At 59.7% G+C, this 18,385-nt stretch carries 22 protein-coding genes; 10 read left to right on the forward strand and 12 right to left on the reverse strand.

What is annotated here, in order from left to right; translation table 11 throughout:
• Positions 1 to 6: 6 nt before the first annotated feature.
• Both FHT73_RS08055 and FHT73_RS08060 read left to right on the forward strand, forming a co-directional pair.
• The gene (locus tag FHT73_RS08055; RefSeq protein ID WP_112605859.1) at positions 7 to 621 is read left to right on the forward strand and encodes an HAD family phosphatase; all 615 of its coding nucleotides are present in this window, start codon (positions 7 to 9) and stop codon (positions 619 to 621) included.
• 4 nt (positions 622 to 625) lie between these two features.
• Positions 626 to 991, forward strand: a complete 366-nt coding sequence (locus FHT73_RS08060) for a nuclear transport factor 2 family protein (protein WP_183710832.1) — start codon at positions 626 to 628, stop codon at positions 989 to 991.
• A gap of 174 nt (positions 992 to 1,165) precedes the next feature.
• On the opposite strand, the gene FHT73_RS08065 is transcribed toward FHT73_RS08060, so the two are convergent.
• The 3 genes from FHT73_RS08065 to FHT73_RS08075 all read right to left on the reverse strand — a co-directional run bounded on the left by FHT73_RS08065 (position 1,166) and on the right by FHT73_RS08075 (position 3,127).
• Positions 1,166 to 2,296, reverse strand: a complete 1,131-nt coding sequence (locus tag FHT73_RS08065) for a site-specific DNA-methyltransferase (protein WP_112412417.1) — start codon at positions 2,294 to 2,296, stop codon at positions 1,166 to 1,168.
• A 157-nt stretch (positions 2,297 to 2,453) separates the two neighbouring features.
• Positions 2,454 to 2,801 carry an antibiotic biosynthesis monooxygenase gene (locus FHT73_RS08070; RefSeq protein WP_183710834.1) on the reverse strand — a complete coding sequence of 116 codons (348 nt, stop codon included), beginning with the start codon at positions 2,799 to 2,801 and terminating at the stop codon, positions 2,454 to 2,456.
• Positions 2,798 to 3,127 (reverse strand): NIPSNAP family protein, encoded by a 330-nt coding sequence (locus FHT73_RS08075; RefSeq protein WP_183710836.1) that lies wholly within the window; start codon positions 3,125 to 3,127, stop codon positions 2,798 to 2,800. Before FHT73_RS08075 ends, FHT73_RS08070 begins: the two co-directional genes overlap by 4 nt.
• A gap of 72 nt (positions 3,128 to 3,199) precedes the next feature.
• Between FHT73_RS08075 and FHT73_RS08080 the strand changes: the two genes are divergently transcribed.
• Positions 3,200 to 3,925 carry a helix-turn-helix transcriptional regulator gene (locus tag FHT73_RS08080; protein ID WP_183710838.1) on the forward strand — a complete coding sequence of 242 codons (726 nt, stop codon included), beginning with the start codon at positions 3,200 to 3,202 and terminating at the stop codon, positions 3,923 to 3,925.
• Here FHT73_RS08080 and FHT73_RS08085 read toward each other — a convergent pair.
• The 3 genes from FHT73_RS08085 to FHT73_RS08095 form a co-directional block, all read right to left on the reverse strand.
• On the reverse strand, positions 3,922 to 4,347 hold the full coding sequence (locus FHT73_RS08085; RefSeq protein ID WP_183710840.1) for a DUF1284 domain-containing protein: 426 nt from the start codon (positions 4,345 to 4,347) through the stop codon (positions 3,922 to 3,924). The two genes, FHT73_RS08080 and FHT73_RS08085, sit on opposite strands and share 4 nt — an antisense overlap.
• Complete coding sequence (locus tag FHT73_RS08090; protein ID WP_183710842.1) at positions 4,344 to 4,934, reverse strand: biotin transporter BioY; 591 nt, start codon at positions 4,932 to 4,934, stop codon at positions 4,344 to 4,346. The genes FHT73_RS08085 and FHT73_RS08090 overlap by 4 nt, the downstream gene beginning before the upstream one ends.
• A 263-nt stretch (positions 4,935 to 5,197) precedes the next feature.
• Positions 5,198 to 5,866, reverse strand: a complete 669-nt coding sequence (locus FHT73_RS08095) for a GntR family transcriptional regulator (RefSeq protein ID WP_112335517.1) — start codon at positions 5,864 to 5,866, stop codon at positions 5,198 to 5,200.
• A 241-nt stretch (positions 5,867 to 6,107) separates the two neighbouring features.
• Here FHT73_RS08095 and FHT73_RS08100 point away from each other — a divergent pair, with 241 nt between their 5' ends.
• Positions 6,108 to 6,800, forward strand: coding sequence for an HAD family phosphatase (locus tag FHT73_RS08100; protein ID WP_183710844.1), 693 nt, complete (start codon positions 6,108 to 6,110; stop codon positions 6,798 to 6,800).
• 99 nt (positions 6,801 to 6,899) lie between these two features.
• Here FHT73_RS08100 and FHT73_RS08105 read toward each other — a convergent pair whose 3' ends face one another.
• Entirely contained in the window at positions 6,900 to 7,520 is a 621-nt protein-coding gene (locus FHT73_RS08105) for a hypothetical protein (RefSeq protein WP_112335515.1), read from the reverse strand.
• Positions 7,521 to 7,833: 313 nt separating this feature from the next.
• On the opposite strand from FHT73_RS08105, the gene thrC reads away from it, so the two are divergent.
• The 4 genes from thrC to FHT73_RS08125 all read left to right on the forward strand — a co-directional run bounded on the left by thrC (position 7,834) and on the right by FHT73_RS08125 (position 14,124).
• Positions 7,834 to 9,231, forward strand: coding sequence for a threonine synthase (thrC, locus tag FHT73_RS08110; RefSeq protein ID WP_112412421.1), 1,398 nt, complete (start codon positions 7,834 to 7,836; stop codon positions 9,229 to 9,231).
• A 20-nt stretch (positions 9,232 to 9,251) separates the two neighbouring features.
• The gene (locus FHT73_RS08115) at positions 9,252 to 10,550 is read left to right on the forward strand and encodes a pitrilysin family protein (protein ID WP_183710846.1); all 1,299 of its coding nucleotides are present in this window, start codon (positions 9,252 to 9,254) and stop codon (positions 10,548 to 10,550) included.
• Positions 10,551 to 10,600: 50 nt separating this feature from the next.
• Positions 10,601 to 11,215: a GNAT family protein gene (locus FHT73_RS08120; protein WP_015339080.1), complete on the forward strand. Its 615-nt coding sequence runs from the start codon at positions 10,601 to 10,603 to the stop codon at positions 11,213 to 11,215.
• A gap of 71 nt (positions 11,216 to 11,286) precedes the next feature.
• Positions 11,287 to 14,124 carry an EAL domain-containing protein gene (locus tag FHT73_RS08125; protein WP_246698936.1) on the forward strand — a complete coding sequence of 946 codons (2,838 nt, stop codon included), beginning with the start codon at positions 11,287 to 11,289 and terminating at the stop codon, positions 14,122 to 14,124.
• 8 nt (positions 14,125 to 14,132) lie between these two features.
• Here the strand turns inward: FHT73_RS08125 and FHT73_RS08130 are convergent, their stop codons facing one another.
• From FHT73_RS08130 to FHT73_RS08140, 3 genes are all read right to left on the reverse strand, one after another.
• Entirely contained in the window at positions 14,133 to 15,188 is a 1,056-nt protein-coding gene (locus FHT73_RS08130) for a putative zinc-binding metallopeptidase (RefSeq protein ID WP_112605887.1), read from the reverse strand.
• A gap of 133 nt (positions 15,189 to 15,321) precedes the next feature.
• Positions 15,322 to 15,513 (reverse strand): CsbD family protein, encoded by a 192-nt coding sequence (locus FHT73_RS08135; RefSeq protein ID WP_112397964.1) that lies wholly within the window; start codon positions 15,511 to 15,513, stop codon positions 15,322 to 15,324.
• 95 nt (positions 15,514 to 15,608) lie between these two features.
• The gene (locus FHT73_RS08140) at positions 15,609 to 16,214 is read right to left on the reverse strand and encodes a YqgE/AlgH family protein (RefSeq protein ID WP_112335511.1); all 606 of its coding nucleotides are present in this window, start codon (positions 16,212 to 16,214) and stop codon (positions 15,609 to 15,611) included.
• A gap of 140 nt (positions 16,215 to 16,354) precedes the next feature.
• Between FHT73_RS08140 and FHT73_RS08145 the strand changes: the two genes are divergently transcribed.
• A complete protein-coding gene (locus tag FHT73_RS08145) occupies positions 16,355 to 17,182 on the forward strand; it encodes a protein-disulfide reductase DsbD domain-containing protein (protein WP_183710849.1) in 828 nt (275 codons plus the stop codon).
• A gap of 81 nt (positions 17,183 to 17,263) precedes the next feature.
• Complete coding sequence (locus tag FHT73_RS08150) at positions 17,264 to 17,749, forward strand: peroxiredoxin (RefSeq protein ID WP_112335510.1); 486 nt, start codon at positions 17,264 to 17,266, stop codon at positions 17,747 to 17,749.
• Positions 17,750 to 17,797: 48 nt separating this feature from the next.
• Here the strand turns inward: FHT73_RS08150 and FHT73_RS08155 are convergent, their stop codons facing one another.
• Both FHT73_RS08155 and FHT73_RS08160 read right to left on the reverse strand, forming a co-directional pair.
• Positions 17,798 to 18,106 (reverse strand): type II toxin-antitoxin system RelE/ParE family toxin, encoded by a 309-nt coding sequence (locus tag FHT73_RS08155; protein ID WP_112605897.1) that lies wholly within the window; start codon positions 18,104 to 18,106, stop codon positions 17,798 to 17,800.
• Positions 18,107 to 18,352: a type II toxin-antitoxin system ParD family antitoxin gene (locus tag FHT73_RS08160; RefSeq protein WP_112605900.1), complete on the reverse strand. Its 246-nt coding sequence runs from the start codon at positions 18,350 to 18,352 to the stop codon at positions 18,107 to 18,109.
• Between the last annotated feature and the right edge of the window lie 33 nt (positions 18,353 to 18,385).

Raw genomic sequence — 18,385 nt, forward strand, 5'->3', positions numbered from 1 at the left:
TCATTCATGACGACGGAAATACGGCATATCGTTTTCGATATCGGCAAGGTTCTCATCCACTATGATCCAAACCTTCCCTACAGCCGGATCATTCCGGACCATGCAGAGCGCGAATGGTTCTTCGCCAATGTCTGCACTCATGAATGGAACCTTGAGCAGGATCGCGGCCGCACCTGGAGCGATGCCGAGGCATTGCTGATCGCCGATCATCCGGAGCGCGAGGAACAGATCCGCAGCTTCCGCAAATACTGGCACGAGATGGTTCCGCATGCCTATGACGACAGCGTCGCCATTCTAGAACAGCTTATCGCTGAGGGACGCGACGTCACCTTGCTCACCAACTTCGCCTCGGACACCTTTCGCGAGGCGCAGGAGCGCTATCCTTTCCTGAAGAAGCCGCGCGGCGTGACGGTTTCCGGCGATATCGGGCTGATCAAGCCGGATGTCGCGATTTATGATACCCACGCCAAGAGCTTCGACCTCGATCCGGCCTCGACGATTTTCATCGACGATTCCTATCCGAACGTCGAAGGCGCGCGGGCTGCCGGCTGGCATGCAGTTCACTTCACAGGCGCCGAGAAGCTGCGCAGCGATCTCGCCGCCCATGGCATAAAGGTTTGAGCCAATGACCTTCGATCCCGCACAACGCATTGATCTGTTCCATGACGCAATCAATCGCCTCGACTATAAGGCGATCGAGAACTTCTTCGCAGAGGATGCCACCTATGTCTCCAACGGCGTCGGCAGCCTTGCCGGCCGTGCGGCAATCATGGAAGCCTTCCGCGGCTATTTCGACACCTATCCGGACCAGACGGCATCGAATTCCCTTGTGGAGACGCTGACGCCACTGTCCGGCCGTGCCGTCTGGTCCGTGCGTGCCACCAACAGCAAGACGGGCAAGCCGCTGATCCGCGAAGGCGAGGAAACGATTACTTTTAACGAGGACGGCCGCGTCGTGCGCGTCGACGTCACGGATTATCAGGAGTTCTGAGATCCGAAGCTGAAAAACCCAGGGCCTTGCCGTACAATATATCCGATAAGGCCCTGGGTGTTTCGTCTTCTTCCCAACTGGAGGTACACGACGGAAGAAGACGGATATGTCGATCTGAAAGGCATCCGGCAGCCGCGGGGCGGCTTTGAAACCGGAACCGTCTAGCGGTTGAGACTATTCAACCTTGGCCAGATCGCTGCGGATGATGGCTCTGAGTTCGTCGATCGGACGCAGGGAACGCCCATCGTCGAAATGCCAGAACATCCACCCATTGCATGCATCAAGGCCCTGGACCTTCGCGCCAAGGCGATGAATGGAGCCGGCCTCGCCGCCGGAAGCGACCGTGCCGTCGGCGCGGACGATGGCGCTATGGCGGCGCTTGGCATCCGTCAGCACCTGGCCGGGCTTGATGAGGCCGCTTTCGATGAGCACATTGAACGCCACGCGCACTTCGGCCTTCTTGCCGGTCATCACGGTCAGTTCCGCCTTGCCGAGCGGTTCTACGGCGGCGATACGGGCGCTTGCCGCGTCGATATAATCCTGCTCGCGCTCGATGCCGACGAAGTGGCGGCCGAGGCGCTTGGCAACGGCACCGGTCGTGCCCGATCCGAAAAAGGGATCGAGAATGATGTCGCCGGGCTTGGACGAAGCCATGATGACACGGGCCAGCAGCGCTTCCGGCTTCTGCGTCGGATGCACCTTCTTGCCGTCGTCGCCCTTCAGTCGCTCATTGCCGTTGCAGATCGGGAACAGCCAGTCGGAACGCATCTGCACGTCATCGTTGGCGGCCTTCATGGCATCGTAGTTGAAGGTATAGCCCTTCGCCTTGGCGTTCGGACTTGCCCAGATCATCGTCTCATGCGCGTTCTGGAAGCGGCGGCCCTTGAAATTCGGCATCGGGTTGGTCTTGCGCCAGACGATGTCGTTCAAGATCCAGAAGTTCAGATCCTGCAGCGTCGCGCCGACGCGGAAGATATTGTGATAGGAGCCGATAACCCAGATCGTGCCCGTCGGCTTCAGCACGCGGCGGCAGGCGAGCAGCCAGGCGCGCGTGAAGGCATCATAGGCTTCGAAGGAGGCGAACTGATCCCATTCGTCATCGACGGCATCGACCAGCGACTGATCCGGACGGTGCAGCGTGCCGCCAAGCTGGAGATTGTACGGCGGGTCGGCGAAGATGACGTCGACGGATTGATTGGGCAGTGCCTCAAGAGCGGCCACGCAATCGCCCTTGATGATCGTGTCGATCCAGGACCCCGGAACGGCTGAAGTCCTGAGGTCGGCAAGCGGGAAAACTGACGCCATGTGATACTCGCTGTTACACTTACTCGGTGCTCTTAATCGAGTGTTATGGTTACCTAACTTGGTTACCAAAGACTAAAGCGGCGCCATATTTTCTGCATTCCCGACGAAGCCGCCGAGAATGCAGGCCTCGTCAAAAGGCGCTATCGCGTTGAAAGCTCTAGATATCGTGCATTGCGTGGCTGTCGTCGGGCGCTTCTGCGAGTTCCGTCATCCCGTAATCGCGAAGCACCTGCGCGACACGCAAACGATAGTCGGCAAAGACCGTCTTGCGCCCCGCTTTCTGGGCGGCGCGATGCGCCTCGCGGTTTCGCCACTCGCGAACGGCTCCCTCGTCGCGCCAGAAGGACAGCGACAGGATCTTGCCTGGCTGAGTGAGGCTTTCGAAACGTTCGATAGAGACGAAACCGTCGATCGTCTCCAGTTCGGAACGCAGCCTCGCGGCGATGTCGAGATAGTGCTGACGTTCGTCGGGATGGGGAACGACTTCGAAAATGACTGCGATCATGGCGATACCCTCGAAGCGTGCGGCAGCGAGACATTCTTCAGGAAAATGCGATCCTCCTGCAAGATGAAACGCTCGCGACGGGCAAAATCAAGATTGGCCCGCGCCAGCGGATCGGCGGCGAGGCTCTTGCGATAGGCCTCATAGGCGGCGAGATTCTCGATATTGTAGATGCCGTAGGCTGTCGTCAGCGATCCCTCATGCGGGCCGAAATAGCCGATCAGGTCGGCGCCGTTGCGCGGGATGGCCTGGCCCCAGGCTTTGCCGTATTCCGCGAAGGCTTCTTGCTTGAACGGATCGATCTGGTAGCGGATGAAACAGGTGATCATTGGCTTTCTCCTTTGCTGATGCAGAGGTTTTCGCACATTGCAGGACGGAGATGGTTCGGTTACGATCGAAGTATGAAGGAAGGTCCAGACATAGCACAGATCGGCTCGCTGATCGGCGATCCGGCGCGAGCGAATATTTTGACAGCGCTGATGGGCGGTCGTGCGCTGACGGCGACGGAACTGGCGGCTGCTGCCGGCGTGACGCTGCAGACTGCGAGCGCGCATCTTTCCAAGCTTGAAGCTGGCGGTTTGCTGGCACAGCGCAAGCAGGGCCGGCATCGCTATTTCACGCTGGCCGACGATCGGGTCGGCAAGCTGCTCGAGGGCATCATGGGCTTTGCCGCAAGCCGCGGCCATCTGCGCCATCGTCCCGGCCCGAAGGAACCGGCGCTGCGAAAGGCGCGCATCTGCTACGATCATCTGGCCGGCGACTATGGTGTGCGCATGCTCGATAGTTTGATCGAGGCCGGGTCGATCTCCGCCGTGGGCGAAGGTCTGAGCCTGACGGCGAACGGCGAAAAGCATCTGGGATCGATCGGCATCGACCTCTCCGGGTTGCGCTCGAGCCGCCGACCGCTTTGCCGATCCTGCCTGGACTGGAGCGAACGTCGCGCGCATCTCGCCGGCAGCCTCGGCAAGGCGCTGCTTTCGAATTTCCTCGACAAGGGTTGGGCGCGGCGAACCGAAAACAGCCGCTCGATCTTCTTCACGCCCGAAGGCGAGCGCCGCTTTCTGGCGCTCTTTCCGCTTGAGCTAAGCGATGGCGCCTCGCAGCCTGAGCCGGATGATAAGCTCTAGGCTGCTTTGATCAGGACACCGCTGAAATTGGTTGCAGCAATGCGGCTGCAGAGCTCACCCCATTCGCAGCCGAGGCAGGCGTGACGGATTTCACCGCCGGCGAAATTGCGACGGAGTTTTGCAAGCAAGCTGGCATCAGGCACCAGCACCGCACCTATGCCGATCTCCTCGCCCAGCAATGTCGAGATATCGGCGAGAGCTACCGCATCCCGCTCAATGACCGAAGCCTTGAGGCAGTGCGGCTCTTCCTCGCCGAGCAGCGGCGCGCAGATGTCATCAGGGCCGGAGACCAGTTTGATATCCTCCCCATCCGACAGCCGCTCGGCGATGCGGCGATAATTGTCGGTGAAGGCCGATGTATAGCCTTCACCGACAAAGGTCAGCATGCAGAGCAGATGGTGGGCGCGAAGCCTGACGGTCAATTCAGACGCGCCTTGCCGCTATAGACCTGGATGGTCTTCAGCACGGCAGCTGCAAGCGCCGACTTGAGCACGGCGCCGAGAATGAAGGGCGCTACGCCAAGCAGCCAGCCCTTTTCTGCGCCGATCAGCGCTGCAAGCCATGCACCGCCGATGGCAAGGCAAAGAATGTTGGCCGAGAGATGAGCGATGAAGCTGCGCACGATGCGGTTGCCGCTCCAGCCGCGCTCCGCAAGCCCGCCGACAAGGGCTGCAATAATCGGGAAGGAGACTAGATAACCCGCCGTTGGCCCCATGAAGGGCGCAACGCCGCCTGCCCCGCCGGCAAGCACCGGAAAGCCGATAGCGGCTTCGCCCAGCCAGGCAAGAACCGTGACCGCACCAAGACGCCAGCCATAGAGCGCGCCGATCATGGTAATTGCGAATGTCTGCATGGTGATCGGCACCGGCACCATCGGCACAGAGATTCGCGATGCGAGCGCCAGGATCAGCGTTCCGGCGAGAACGAACACGGTCTTGGCAACAAGCGAACGCTGGCCGAGACGGAGCGGATCGAAAGCGACTTCATCATGATGCTGCAACAGGGACATGGGCTCTCCTTCTAAATTATAGATAATTTTTGAGTCTCATCTATTTTATGAGAGAGATCGCGAAATCAGGCAAGTAGTAGCAGTACGAAATTCCGATAAAGTTCGGGATTTCGTTGAAAAATAAGGCTAATAAAATTCGGGAGAGGCAGCGAACGACAGCCGAGCATCGAACAAAATACCGGGACATTGACGCAGCAAACATTCCCTTGGAGCACCGCTTCCAGAGCACTGCCGGCTATTCACCTTAAAATTATCTATAATTTTCAGCCGACGATTGCGAAGGCGTCGCGTGTCGATCCCGAAGGCGTGCGCACTGGCGCACGGCCGATCCATTGCACATGCTTCTGCAGGATCGCGGCAGCCTCTTCGGCCCGCCCCTGACGGAGCGCGGCCAGAATGGCGCGGTGGTCGTGATCCGTGCGCTTCTCCCAGCCGGATTGCCAGGCGGAGAAGAGAAAGCGGGCGCTCACGGCATGCAGATCGTCGATCGCGGCAAGAAGGCGCGCCATGCCGCAGGGCGCCAGGATCAGGCGATGGAAGCGCCGATTGGCCTCCTCCCAGGCGTGGACGTCACCGGCGGCATCGCCATCGCGCGTCGCCTGTTCCGCCTCATCCAGAATAGCTGAAGTCAGATGCGGGGCTGCATGCTTGAGTGCAAGACCTTCGAGGGCTGCGCGCATTTCCGCAACCTCGCGGACTTCCTTGAGATCGAAAGAGGCGACACGGACGCCACGACGCGGCAGGCTGATTGCCAGCCCCTGCGCCTCCAGCCGGCGGAACGCCTCGCGCACGGGCACGTGGCTCGTGCCGAACTCTTCGGCGATGTGATCCTGCCGCAGGCGGGCATCGGGCGCGATCTCGCCGCGGATGATGCGGTCGGCAAGCACCCGGCTGATGCGGCTGGCAATGGTGTCGTCGCGCTCCTTGGCCATGGCCGATCCTTAAAGGCGGGCCCATCCGATGTCGAGGGCCGATGTCGAGCGGCAAGAAACCCTCGTCACCTCTTTTGTGCATTTCGACCCTTTCGCGCACTGCAGCGCAGCCATGCCCGCCAATTGGTTGAGCTTTGCCGACATATCGTGTAAAGCCCGGCGGTCGTTTTTCAGAGCACCTCCCGGAATACCGATGGTTCCTGGAGCGTGCCGATCCAGCCACATCAAAGGCAGTAATTTCATGAGCAATGGTTTCGACCTCATCATTTTCGACTGCGACGGCGTTCTGGTCGATTCGGAAATCATCGCGGCCGAGGTCGAATCGAAACTGCTGACCGATGCCGGCTATCCGATCAGCACCGAGGAAATGGGCGAGCGCTTCGCCGGAATGACCTGGCGCAACATCCTGTTCGAAGTCGAGCGCGAGGCCAGCATTCCGCTCTCTGCATCGCTGCTCGACAAATCCGAGAAGCTGCTCGACCTGAAGCTTGCCAGTGATGTCCAGGCTATCCCGGGCGTGCCGCAGGCGTTGTCGCGGCTGCCGATGCCGCGCTGCATCTGCTCGAATTCCAGCTCCGCCCGCATCGAGATGATGCTGACGAAGGTCGGCTATATCAAGCTATTTGCTCCGAACATCTTTTCCGCCAAGAACCTCGGTGCCGACCGCGTGAAGCCGAAACCGGACATCTTCCTGCATGGCGCCAAGCAGATGAATGTCAGCCCGGCCAATACGATCGTCGTCGAAGATTCCGTCCACGGCGTTCAGGCCGCGCGCGCCGCCGGCATGCGCGTCATCGGCTTTACCGGGGCATCGCATACTTATCCGTCGCATGCCGATCGCCTGACCGATGCCGGTGCCGAAACCGTCGTCAGCCGTATGGCCGACTTGCCGGGCGTTGTCATGGCGCTCGCCGAATGGGACGGCGTCCTCTAAGACGGATTGAAATACAGACCAAAAGAAAAGGCCCTGCCAATCGGCAGGGCCTTTTCTTTTCAACCGTCGCTCACCCTCGCAAGGGTCGTGATCAAAAGCTTAGTGACGCTTCTTGCGCACCGGCTTCGCACCCTTCACGGGCTTCTGCGGGCCTTGATCGAAACCGATCTGCACAATAGTGAAGCCGCCGGAGCCCCCGGCCACCTGGATATCATTATCGGTAAAGAGGAACTGCGCCGTCGTCTCGCCCGGCGGGATTTCCGCCGTATACATAACGGTCTTGCTATAGAGCGCGTTGTCGTTGTCCATGACGGCAACATGGATAGGCAAGGTTACCTTGCCGGAGCTGCCCATGGGGCCAGCAACCAGGCGTCCCTGCGCCACGACGTGAATGCCGAGGCTGGTGCCGTCCGTGGTGCATTGGCGGGTCGCCTGCGCCAGCGAAGCTTGGTAGATCAGCTGGTTCGGGTCGTCCTTGGCGCCTTTGGCGTAGGTGCGATAGACGGAATCCTCGTCGCGGATAACGGCCTGCGGGCACTTGCCCGCGACGTAAGACTGGCCGCCAGTCGGAGCAGCTGTTGCGGCTCCCGTTTGCGGCGCCACCGTTACATCCGTTGCCGGCTGTTTTTCACTGTTGCCGCCGATGCCGAGAGTGCTGCAGCCCGTCAGCAATGCCAGAAGCGAAGCGGAGAAAAGACGACGCGAAACCTTGCCAAACACTATAATTCCACCCTCTCCATATATTTCACATTATCGGCCCGCAGCCTGTCAAACGGGCCTTTTATGACACTTGGCGATGGTCTATACCAGCGACGCAGCGAAAAATCGATTGGGTAGACACCGTTTTGGCTCACTTTTCGAGATCGACAGATTGCCACAAACGGCATCCGCCCGGCGCTGATCCCACGCGCCTTGCGCAAACGCGAAAACCACGCGGCTGATCCGACGCAAAAAGACCGGCCGCCGTCGCTTCGTTCCTCTACCCTCTCAATCGATCACTCAGGCAATTTTGCGACCAAAGGAATTCTAGACCGTGGACTACATTTCAACGCGGGGAGAAGCCCCTGCCCTTGGCTTCTGCGACGCCCTCCTGGCCGGCCTTGCTCGTGATGGCGGGCTTTATGTTCCCCGTGAATGGCCTGTCCTGACGAAGAAGGAAATCCGCGCGTTCCGCGGCAAAAGCTATCAGGATGTCGCTTTCGCCGTCCTTTCGCCCTTCACCAACGGCGAAATCCCGGCCGATGTCTTCCGCGGCATGATCGACGATGCCTATGCCACCTTCCGGCATCCGGCCGTGGCACCGCTCGTCCAGACGGGAGCGAACAGCTTTGTCATGGAGCTTTTCCATGGCACGACGCTCGCCTTCAAGGATGTCGCCATGCAGCTGCTGGCGCGGCTGATGGACTATGCGCTGGAGAAGCGCGGCCAGCGAGCTACCATTGTCGGCGCAACCTCGGGCGATACCGGCGGCGCTGCAATCGACGCCTTTGCCGGACGCGAGCGCACCGATATCTTCATTCTCTTCCCGCATGGAAAAGTCTCGCCGGTACAGCAGCGGCAGATGACCACCTCGACGGCAGCAAATGTGCATGCTCTGGCGATCAAGGGCAATTTCGACGATTGCCAGAACCTCGTCAAAGCCATGTTCAACGATGCAGCCTTCCGCGACACGGTCAAGCTTTCGGGTGTCAATTCCATCAACTGGGCGCGAATCATGGCGCAGGTGGTTTACTATTTCACGACAGCTGTCGCCATTGGCGGTCCTGACCGGAAAATCTCGTTCACTGTGCCAACAGGCAATTTCGGAGATATTTTCGCCGGTTACGTCGCCAAGCGCATGGGCCTGCCGATCGAAAAGCTGGTCATCGCCACCAACGAGAACGATATCCTGGCACGCATGCTGAAGACCGGCCGCTATGAGATGCGCTCGGTCAAGGCAACGACCTCGCCGTCGATGGATATCCAGATATCCTCCAACTTCGAGCGGCTCCTGTTCGAAGCGAACGGTCGGGACGCCTCCAAGGTGCGCGCCGCCATGGAAAGCCTGAAGCAGTCGAACGGATTTTCGGTCAGCGAAGAGGCTCTGAAGTTCATCAAGAAGGACTTCCGCGCCGGCCGCGCCAGCGAGAAGCAGGTGGCCGAAACGATCCGCAAAACCCTTGCCGATACGGGGTATCTGCTCGATCCGCATACGGCGATCGGCGTCTTCATTGCGAACAAGAACGAGCGTCCCAGCAGCCCGATGGTGACGCTGGCGACCGCCCACCCGGCAAAATTCCCTGCCGCAGTAAAATCCGCATCCGGTATTGACCCGGCGCTTCCGACGTGGCTTGCTGGTCTGATGACCAGGGAGGAGCGTTTCGACATTCTCGATCCGGAACTTAAAGCCGTCGAAAGCTTTATCGGCAAGCATATCCGGACCGGCGAATAGCAGACGCGGAAAGACAGGCGATGACAGTGGAGTGCACCCGGCTAGCGTCCGGGCTGACAGTAGCGACCCAATCGATGCCACACCTCGAAAGCGTGGCTCTCGGAGTTTGGATCAAGTCGGGTTCGCGTAACGAGACCGAAGCAGAACACGGTATCGCGCATCTGCTCGAGCATATGGCGTTCAAGGGTACGGCGCGGCGCACGGCCCGGCAGATCGCCGAGGAAATCGAGAATGTCGGCGGCGAAGTCAACGCCGCCACCTCGACGGAAACCACCTCCTATTATGCCCGCGTGCTGAAGGACCATGTGCCGCTCGCCGTCGATATCCTTGCCGATATCCTGACGGAGTCAGCCTTCGACGAGGAAGAGCTGGCGCGCGAAAAGCAGGTCATCCTGCAGGAAATCAATGCCGCCAACGACACGCCCGACGATGTCGTCTTCGACAAGTTTTCCGAGGTCGCCTATCGCGGTCAGACGCTGGGACGCGCCATTCTCGGCACGCCGGAAACAGTCGTCTCCTTCTCGCCGGAACAGATCCGCCATTATCTCGGCCGCAACTATACGACCGACCGCATGTTCGTGGTGGCGGCAGGCGCTGTCGACCATGAAAGCTTCGTGCGTCAGGTCGAGGAGCGCTTCTCCAGCCTTCCGACCAAACCGTCCGCTCCGCCCGTTATCGAACCGGCGCGTTATATCGGCGGCAACATTCGCGAAACGCGCGACCTGATGGATGCGCAGATCCTGCTCGGCTTTGAAGGTCGCGCCTATCACACCCGCGATTTCTACTGTTCGCAGATTCTCGCTAACATCCTCGGCGGCGGCATGTCCTCGCGCCTTTTCCAGGAAGTGCGCGAATTCCGCGGCCTCTGTTATTCGGTCTATGCCTTCCATTGGGGCTTCTCCGATACCGGCATTTTCGGCATCCATGCCGCGACCGGTGGCGAGAACCTGCCGGAACTGCTGCCCGTCATCGTCGACGAGCTGCACAAATCCTCCCATGACATTCAGCAGCAGGAAATCGAGCGCGCCCGCGCCCAGATCCGTGCGCAGCTGCTGATGGGCCAGGAAAGCCCGGCCGCTCGCGCTGGCCAGGTCGCCCGGCAGATGATGCTTTATGGCCGCCCCATCCCGAACCAGGAGATGCTGGAGCGCCTGGAAGGTATTACGATCGAGCGTCTGACGGATCTTGCCGGCCGCCTGTTCTTCGATACAGTACCGACGCTTTCTGCGATCGGGCCGCTGGAGCAGCTCGCGCCGATTGAGGACATCGTCACTTCGCTGTCGTCGCCGGTCCCTGCTTCCAGAAGCGCAAGCGGCTAAGGGCACGCCGCAGGCCTATGGGTGCAATTCTCGGGGGAGTGCTTGGCGGCATGCAAAAATCTGTCTTTCGGTTTCTCTCACGTCATTCGGACGCGGTTGAACTCGAAAACGACAATTATTTGCTGCGGCTGCCGCGCTACTCCGATTTCAACCAATGGCACAGGCTTCGGGCTGAAAGCCGCCGTTTTCTGGAACCTTGGGAGCCTACCTGGCGACATGACGAGCTGACCGAAGCCGCCTATCGGGCGCGCATCATTCGGGGCAAACAGGAATACAGCTCCGGCCAGGCCATACCGCTCTTCATTTTTCTCAGGGAAAACACGACGCTGGTTGGCGGCATCACGATCGGCTATATTCGCCGAGGTGCCGCGCAGAGCTGCATGATCGGGTATTGGATGGGCGAGCGCTACTCCGGTCAGGGCCATATGTTCGCCGCACTTCAGTTGGTTATACCCTATATCTTTTCCGGACTTGAGTTGCACCGAATTGAAGCAGCCTGTATTCCGGATAACGAGCGTAGCATGCGGCTTTTGCAAAAAGCCGGTTTCCAACGGGAAGGTCATTTGCGCGGTTATCTTAAAATCAACGGTCAGTGGCGCGACCATGTGATGTTTTCAAGGTTGGCATCCGACACCAACCCGAACCGAAGCTTCGACCAGCGATGATCGCCGGAATCATGCAGACGTGGCCGATGGCCCGGCGGCTATGCGCGCTGATCGCAACCCTCGCAGCCGTGATGTTGCTGCTGCTCACCGGAGTGGCTGACGCAGCCGAGCCTGTGAAGATCTCGCGCGACGATACCGCTCTCGACCTGACGGCGACGACGGAGATCTATACCAATCAGGGAGAAGCCTTTCAGGTCTCTACAGCCGCAGGCACCGACGGCATCCGACGCCGCATTGAGGTACGATCCTCTTCGCCGAACCATCAGGGTGACTGGGCCGTCTTTGCACTGGCTAATGTGTCCGAAGAGCAGCTGGAGCGCGTCATCGTCGCCCCGCATTTCCGCCTGGTGAATTCGAAAGTCTTCTGGCCGGATCTCGGCTCGCAGCGCATCGTCGCGATCACGCCGAGCGAAGGGTTCGCGCTCGATCGTCAGCCGAGCGACGAAGCCGATGTCTTCCGCATCACGCTGAACCCCGGCGCGGTCGTCACCTTCGTTGCCGAACTTTCGTCACCAAACCTGCCGCAGCTCTATCTTTGGGAACCGAACGCCTACAAGGATACGGTCAACGCCTTCACGCTCTATCGCGGCATCGTGCTCGGCATTGCCGGCTTGCTGGCGGTGTTCCTGACCATCCTTTTCGTGGTCAAGGGAACCTCGATGCTGCCAGCGACGGCGGCGCTTGCCTGGGCGGTGCTCGGCTATATCTGCGTCGATTTCGGCTTTCTCGGCAAGCTCATCAGCATCACGTCAAGCGACCAGCGAATATGGCGCGCCTGTGCGGAGGTGGCGCTCGCGTCGAGCCTGGTGATCTTCCTGTTCACCTATCTCAATCTCAATCGCTGGCACGCCCATCTCGGCTATGTGACGCTTGCCTGGGTACTCGGTCTCGCGCTGCTCTTCGGTGTGGCGATCTACGATCCGTCGATTGCCGCCGGCATCGCGCGGCTGTCGCTGGCGCTGACCGCGACGGCAGGCCTGCTGCTTATCATCTATCTCGGCTTCAGCCGTTATGATCGGGCCATCCTGCTCGTGCCCGCCTGGGCGCTGATCCTCGTCTGGCTGTTCGGGGCCTGGATGACCGTCATGGGCAAGCTCGACAACGACATCATCCAGCCGGCACTCGGCGGCGGCCTTGTTCTCATCGTCCTGCTGATCGGCTTCACCGTCATGCAGCACGCCTTTGCCGGCGGCGCATTTCAGCAGGGCCTGTTCTCGGATCTGGAACGGCAATCCCTGGCGCTCACCGGCTCCGGCGATACCGTTTGGGATTGGGACGTGGCGCGCGACCGCGTGGTGACGACGCCCGATATCTCGATGAAGCTCGGCCTTTCTCCCGGCACCATGCACGGCGCTGCGCGCAACTGGCTGCCGCGGCTGCATCCCGACGATCGCGACCGCTTCCGCGCGACGCTCGACGTGCTTCTGGAACATCGACGCGGCCGGCTGAACCATGAATTCCGCATTCGCGCCGAAGACGGGCATTTCCACTGGCTGTCGATCCGCGCCCGGCCGGTCCTTGGTTCCAACGGCGAGATCATTCGCTGCGTCGGTACGATCGTCGACATCACCGAGCAGAAGAATTCGATCGAGCGGCTGCTGCACGACGCCGTGCACGACAATCTCACGGGACTGCCGAACCGCCAAGTCTTCCTCGATCGCCTGCAGGCGGTTCTAACACTTGCCTCGGATGGCAATCAGCTCAGGCCGACGGTCATCGTTATCGATATCGACCGGTACAAGCTCGTCAACGATACCCTTGGCTTTGCCGCTGGTGACAATATTCTCATCGCGCTGACGCGACGTCTTCGCCGGCTGATGAAGCCGCAGGATACGCTCGCTCGCCTTTCGGGCGACCAGTTCGGCCTCATCCTCGTTTCCGAACGCGATCCAGCCAAGGTCGCCGACTTCGCCGATGCAATCAGCAAGGCAATCATGGTGCCGATCAATTTCGCCAACCGCGAGATCATCCTGACGGCTTCGGTCGGACTGACGTCCTGGGTCGATCAGCAGGAGAATGCGACTGGTATGCTGAGCGATGCGGAGCTCGCCATGTACCGCGCCAAGCGCGCCGGCGGCAATCGTGTCGAACCCTTCCAGCCGGCCTTCCGAAGCTTCGGGACGGACCGGCTGCAGCTGGAAACCGACTTGCGCCGGGCCGTCGAACGCAAGGAACTCTCGCTCGTCTATCAGCCGATCGTTCGGCTCGAAGATGCGGAGGTTGCCGGCTTCGAGGCGCTGATGCGCTGGGAGCATCCAAAGCGCGGCAATATTCCGCCATCGGAATTCATCCCGATCGCCGAGGCTTCCGATATCATTGGCCCGCTTGGCATGTTTGCGCTCGAGCAGGCAACGAATGACCTGATGGCATGGCAGCGACAGACCGGCGACCTGCCGCTGTTCGTCTCCATCAACCTTTCCAGCGTCCAGCTGCTCAACAACGAGCTTTACGACGATATCCGCGCCCTGCTCGCCAAAACCCATTGCGATCCGCACCGGATCAAGCTGGAGCTGACGGAATCGCAGGTGATGGAAAATCCGGAACAGGCACGGCTCGTGCTCGACAAGCTGCGAGATGCCGGCATCGGCCTGGCGCTCGACGACTTCGGCACCGGCTATTCCTCTCTCGCCTACCTCACCCGTTTCCCCTTCGATACGATCAAGCTCGACAAGGCGATGGTCCGCGACGATAGCGACAAGAAGGCGGTTCTGTTGCGTTCGGTCATCTCCATGGCGCGTGAACTCAACATGCGCGTGGTCGCCGAAGGCATCGAATCGGAAGAGGATGCGCTGGAGCTCGCCAAGATCGGCTGCAGCTACGGCCAGAGCTTCATCTTCGGCCCGCCGATGGGTTCGGATTCGGTGATACGCCTGCTGAAGGAACGCTTTCCGCTGACGAAGCGCGCCTGAGCATTCGATCACGCGCTGTCGATCAACTCCCTGATATAGTCGAGCTTAGCGACCACGGGCGGCGAGAGAATGAAGGGATAGGAATCCGGCTGCCCCATACTGCGCTGGATGGAGTTGATCGCCACGCTCAAAGGGATCCAGGCGCTGACGAGCTGCTCGGCGCTTTCCGCCCTGTAAGGATTGAAATCTATCTCGGCCGCCATGTCATGATAGCGATGGGGATCGATCACCACGCCGAAGGAGCGTGCCGTTTCCAGCGTGTCGACGATGTGCAGATAATGCGCGAAGCATTCGGCAAAATCCTCCCAGGGATGGGAGCTGGCATAGGCGCTGATAAAGCTTTCCTGCCAATTCGCCGGTGGCCCGTTCTCGTAGTGAGCCTGAAGCGCTGCGCCATAATCGGCGCGCTCGTCGCCGAAGACGGCGCGAAAGGCATCGAATTGCCCGCGGTCGCGGACAAGCTTGTTCCAGATGAAATGGCCAGTCTCATGGCGGAAGTGGCCGAGCAAAGTGCGATAAGGCTCGTTCATCGAGGTGCGCGCCTGTTCGCGCGTGACATCGTCCGCCTCGGCGGCACGGATGGCGATCAGTCCCTCCTCATGACCCGTCATCGCGGGGACCACGGTATCGCCCTGCACCTCGTCCTCGAGGAAGTCGAAGACGAGCCCACCTTCGGGGTCCTGCTGACGGTCGGGATGCGGCAGGTTCCAGCGCAAAAGCGAATAAAACAAATGCCGCTGCGCCTGACTGATGCGCCGCCAGCGGTCTATGCCCTGTTCCGTGCCGGTGTTCGGCACGAGACGATTGTGCCGGCAGGCGACGCAATAGGGTTGCGGGTCGTCCGCATCGATCAGCCAATTGCATATATCGAGTTCGGCATTCGCGCAGAACCGAACGTGTTGTGCCGGCTCGGACACCGGATGCCAGCTGTCAGCATTTTCAGCTTCCAAGGCGTATATCGCCAAGCGGTCGGGGATAAAACCAAGCTGATGGCCGCAACGCACGCACTGCCTGTTATCGAAGTGGACGGGCTGGCCGCAATGGTCACAAGTGAAAAGCCGCATGTCTCCCCTCGAAAAATCCTTGGCCGATAGTAAAGAGCCTGCCACGTTTCCGTAACAGGCCCTTCCTCCCAATATCGCCGCTACAACATCAATTCCGATGGAGCGGCGACCATGGATTTGAAAAATTCAGCAGTCACATCCGGTCGACTGCGCCCTTGACCTTATCCTTGGCCTTGCCAACGGCGGTCTGCACCTTGCCCTTAGCTTCCTGGGCGGCGCCCTTCGCGCGCATTTCTCTGTCATTGGTTGCCTTGCCGGCTGCCTGCTTTGCCTTGCCGGCGATTTCATTCACCTTACCGGATACCTTGTCGGTCGTGCTGCTCATATCTGGCGCCTCCTGGTCTGGCCCGGCGGAATTGCCGATGCTCTGTCAGGAAAACGTCACCACAGCTATTTCGTTCCAAAGTAACGCAACTCGGCTTAGCTATGGCCCGCCTGCAGCGACAGCATCGCAGGATTGATGCCCATCAGAGCCAGCGCGCGATCATATTTATTGTCGAGGCTGCGATCGAAAATCATTTCTTCGTTTGCCGGGCAGTTCAGCCAGCCATTATTGCCGATCTCGGCTTCGAGCTGGCCAGCCCCCCAGCCGGCATAGCCGAGCAACATGGTGGCGCGCTTCGGGCCGCTCCCTTTGGAAATCGCCCGCACGATGTCGAGCGTCGCCGTCAGGCTGATGTCATCACTGACCGGAATGCTGCTGTCGCTGATGTAATCGTCCGAATGCAGAACGAAGCCGCGGCCGCTTTCGACGGGGCCGCCGGTCTGGATGGGGAAATCGCGCGCCCTCTGCGGCAACACGATGGCATCGTCGTCCTTGATCATTTCGAGATGCAGCAGAACATCGGTGAATGTCAGCTTCTGAGACCGATTGATGACGAAGCCCATGGCACCGGCATCGGAATGGGCGCAGATATAAATCACCGTTCGATGGAAGTTCCGATCCTCCATGCCCGGCATGGCGATCAGGAACTGACCGTCGAGAAAACCTCTTTCGCGTCTATTCTTCAGCGTCGATAGGGACATCGTGCCTCCTGACCGCAGTCCGCAACTGCACCGCCTGTAATCAAGATGGGGCAATGTCATAAATCAATCAACTGAAAATGATCATTTGCTTCTTCGTCCGTGCTGGCTCCAGGCAACTCAATCGGCTAAATCCTTGTCGCATGATCGAATTCAGTACCGTTGGCCGGCTGTCGGCCCTTCTCGCTACTTTGTTTTTCAGCGCCTCGGCAGTCCATGCCGCGACGAGCGACTGGGTAGACAATGAGGGCGGCAGGATGCGTCTGATCGCGCTGGCGCCGGACGCCGAAGGGCATATCCGCGCCGCCTTGCAGATCGAACCGGAGCCGGGCTGGATCACTTATTGGCGCGAGCCAGGTCAGGGTGGAATTCCACCGCAAATTACGCCGGCACCTGGCAGCGGCGTGACATTGGAAAGGGCGGCCTACCCGGCACCAAAACCGATCAGCGTCGGCCCTATCCAGGAAATCGGCTACGACGCGCCGGTGACGTTTCCGCTCGATCTTCGCGTCGCCGGCAAGGCGCCGGAAAAGCTTGAGCTGACAGCTTTCATCGGCCTCTGCAAGGATATCTGCATCCCTTTTCAGGCCGAATACTCCCTGCCCTTGCCGGCCAATGCACAGCCGACCTCGCGTGAGCTGGCCTTGCTCGATGCGGCAAAGGCGATGCTGCCCCAAGCTCCTTCTGCGGATTTCGCCATCCAGAGCCATCAGATCTCCGCCGACGCCAAGAGCCTTTCGCTGCAGCTGACACTGCCGGAAGCGAGTGGAAAGGCACCTGAAATCTACGTCACGGGGCCGTCAGGCTATGTGTTCTTTCAGCAAGCAAATGCAAAGCGGGAGGGAACCGCCTTCTCCGCCGATATCGAGATCGGCAAGCTGCCGAAGGATTATAGTCCGAAGGGCAAGAGCTGGGGCATCCTCGTCGTCGATGGCGATCGGGCGATGGAAACCACCCTTGCACTTGAATAGGCGCGGCCTATAGTTCCCTGACCGTCTTCAAGCCATCGGCGACCATTCGAGCGCCCCGAAACACGACCCAAGGAGAGAGCCATGACCATCGCGATCGGCGACACACTGCCTGCCGCAACCTTCAAGGAAAAGACCGCCGACGGCCCGGTCGAGATCAGCACCGAGCAGCTCTTTGCCGGCAAGCGCGTCGTTCTCTTCGCCGTTCCCGGCGCGTTTACGCCCACTTGCTCGCTCAATCACCTGCCGGGCTTTCTCGAAAACCGCGACGCCATTCTTGCCAAGGGCATCGATGACATCGCCGTCGTTTCCATCAATGACTGGCACGTCATGGGCGCCTGGGCACAATCGTCCGGTGGCCTCGGCAAGATCCATTTCCTCGCCGACTGGGATGGCTCCTTCACCAAGGCGCTTGGTCTTGAAGCCGATCTTTCCGCCGGCGGCCTTGGCATTCGCTCCAAGCGTTATTCCATGCTGGTGGAAGACGGCGTGGTGAAGACGCTGAATATCGAGGAAAGTCCCGGCCAGGCAACGGTTTCAGGCGCCGCTGCGATGATCGAGCAGCTTTAGGGTTTTGATGGACGGAAGAAACAGGGCGCCTCAAAAGCGCCCTTTGTTTTATTCTTCCTCATTGAAATGAGTATCGAAATCTCGATGTCCTTCGAGCACATTCAAAACCTCGAAAACATCCTCAACATAGCGGAAAAAGATTACATACCCACGAAATGCGAAGCTTCGCATATCGTCTCTCAGTTCCGGCCTTAGGCGGCCCATTTGACCGGGTAGGGCCGCAAGACTTGCGCACTTGCGGCGTAGCTCTCCTGTGAATTTCAAAGCGACCTTTGGGCTGCCGCTTTGACGCGTTATAAATACAAGAATATCCAGGATGTTATCCTGAGCGGCGGCTGTATAACGAAGCCGAGGCACTCAATGGCTTTCTTTTGCCAGTTCGGCAGCCTTGGCTTCCAAAGCGGCGCCAAGCTCCTCGTCAGATATATCGCCCCCACGATCGATCGATGCTTCCAGAGTACGCCGTAACGCTGCTATTTTCGCCTCACGCTCCTCTACGAGCCGGAGACCTTCGCGCACAACTTCGCTGGCGGAGCTGTAACGCCCCTCTTCCACGGTTTTCTCAACGAATTTTTCCCAGCGTTCACCGATAGAAACATTCATATGTGTCACCTCCTGCTGCCTCGATGAACCATC

Source organism: Rhizobium sp. BK098 (genome assembly GCF_014193155.1).
Taxonomy (GTDB): Bacteria; Pseudomonadota; Alphaproteobacteria; order Rhizobiales; family Rhizobiaceae; genus Rhizobium.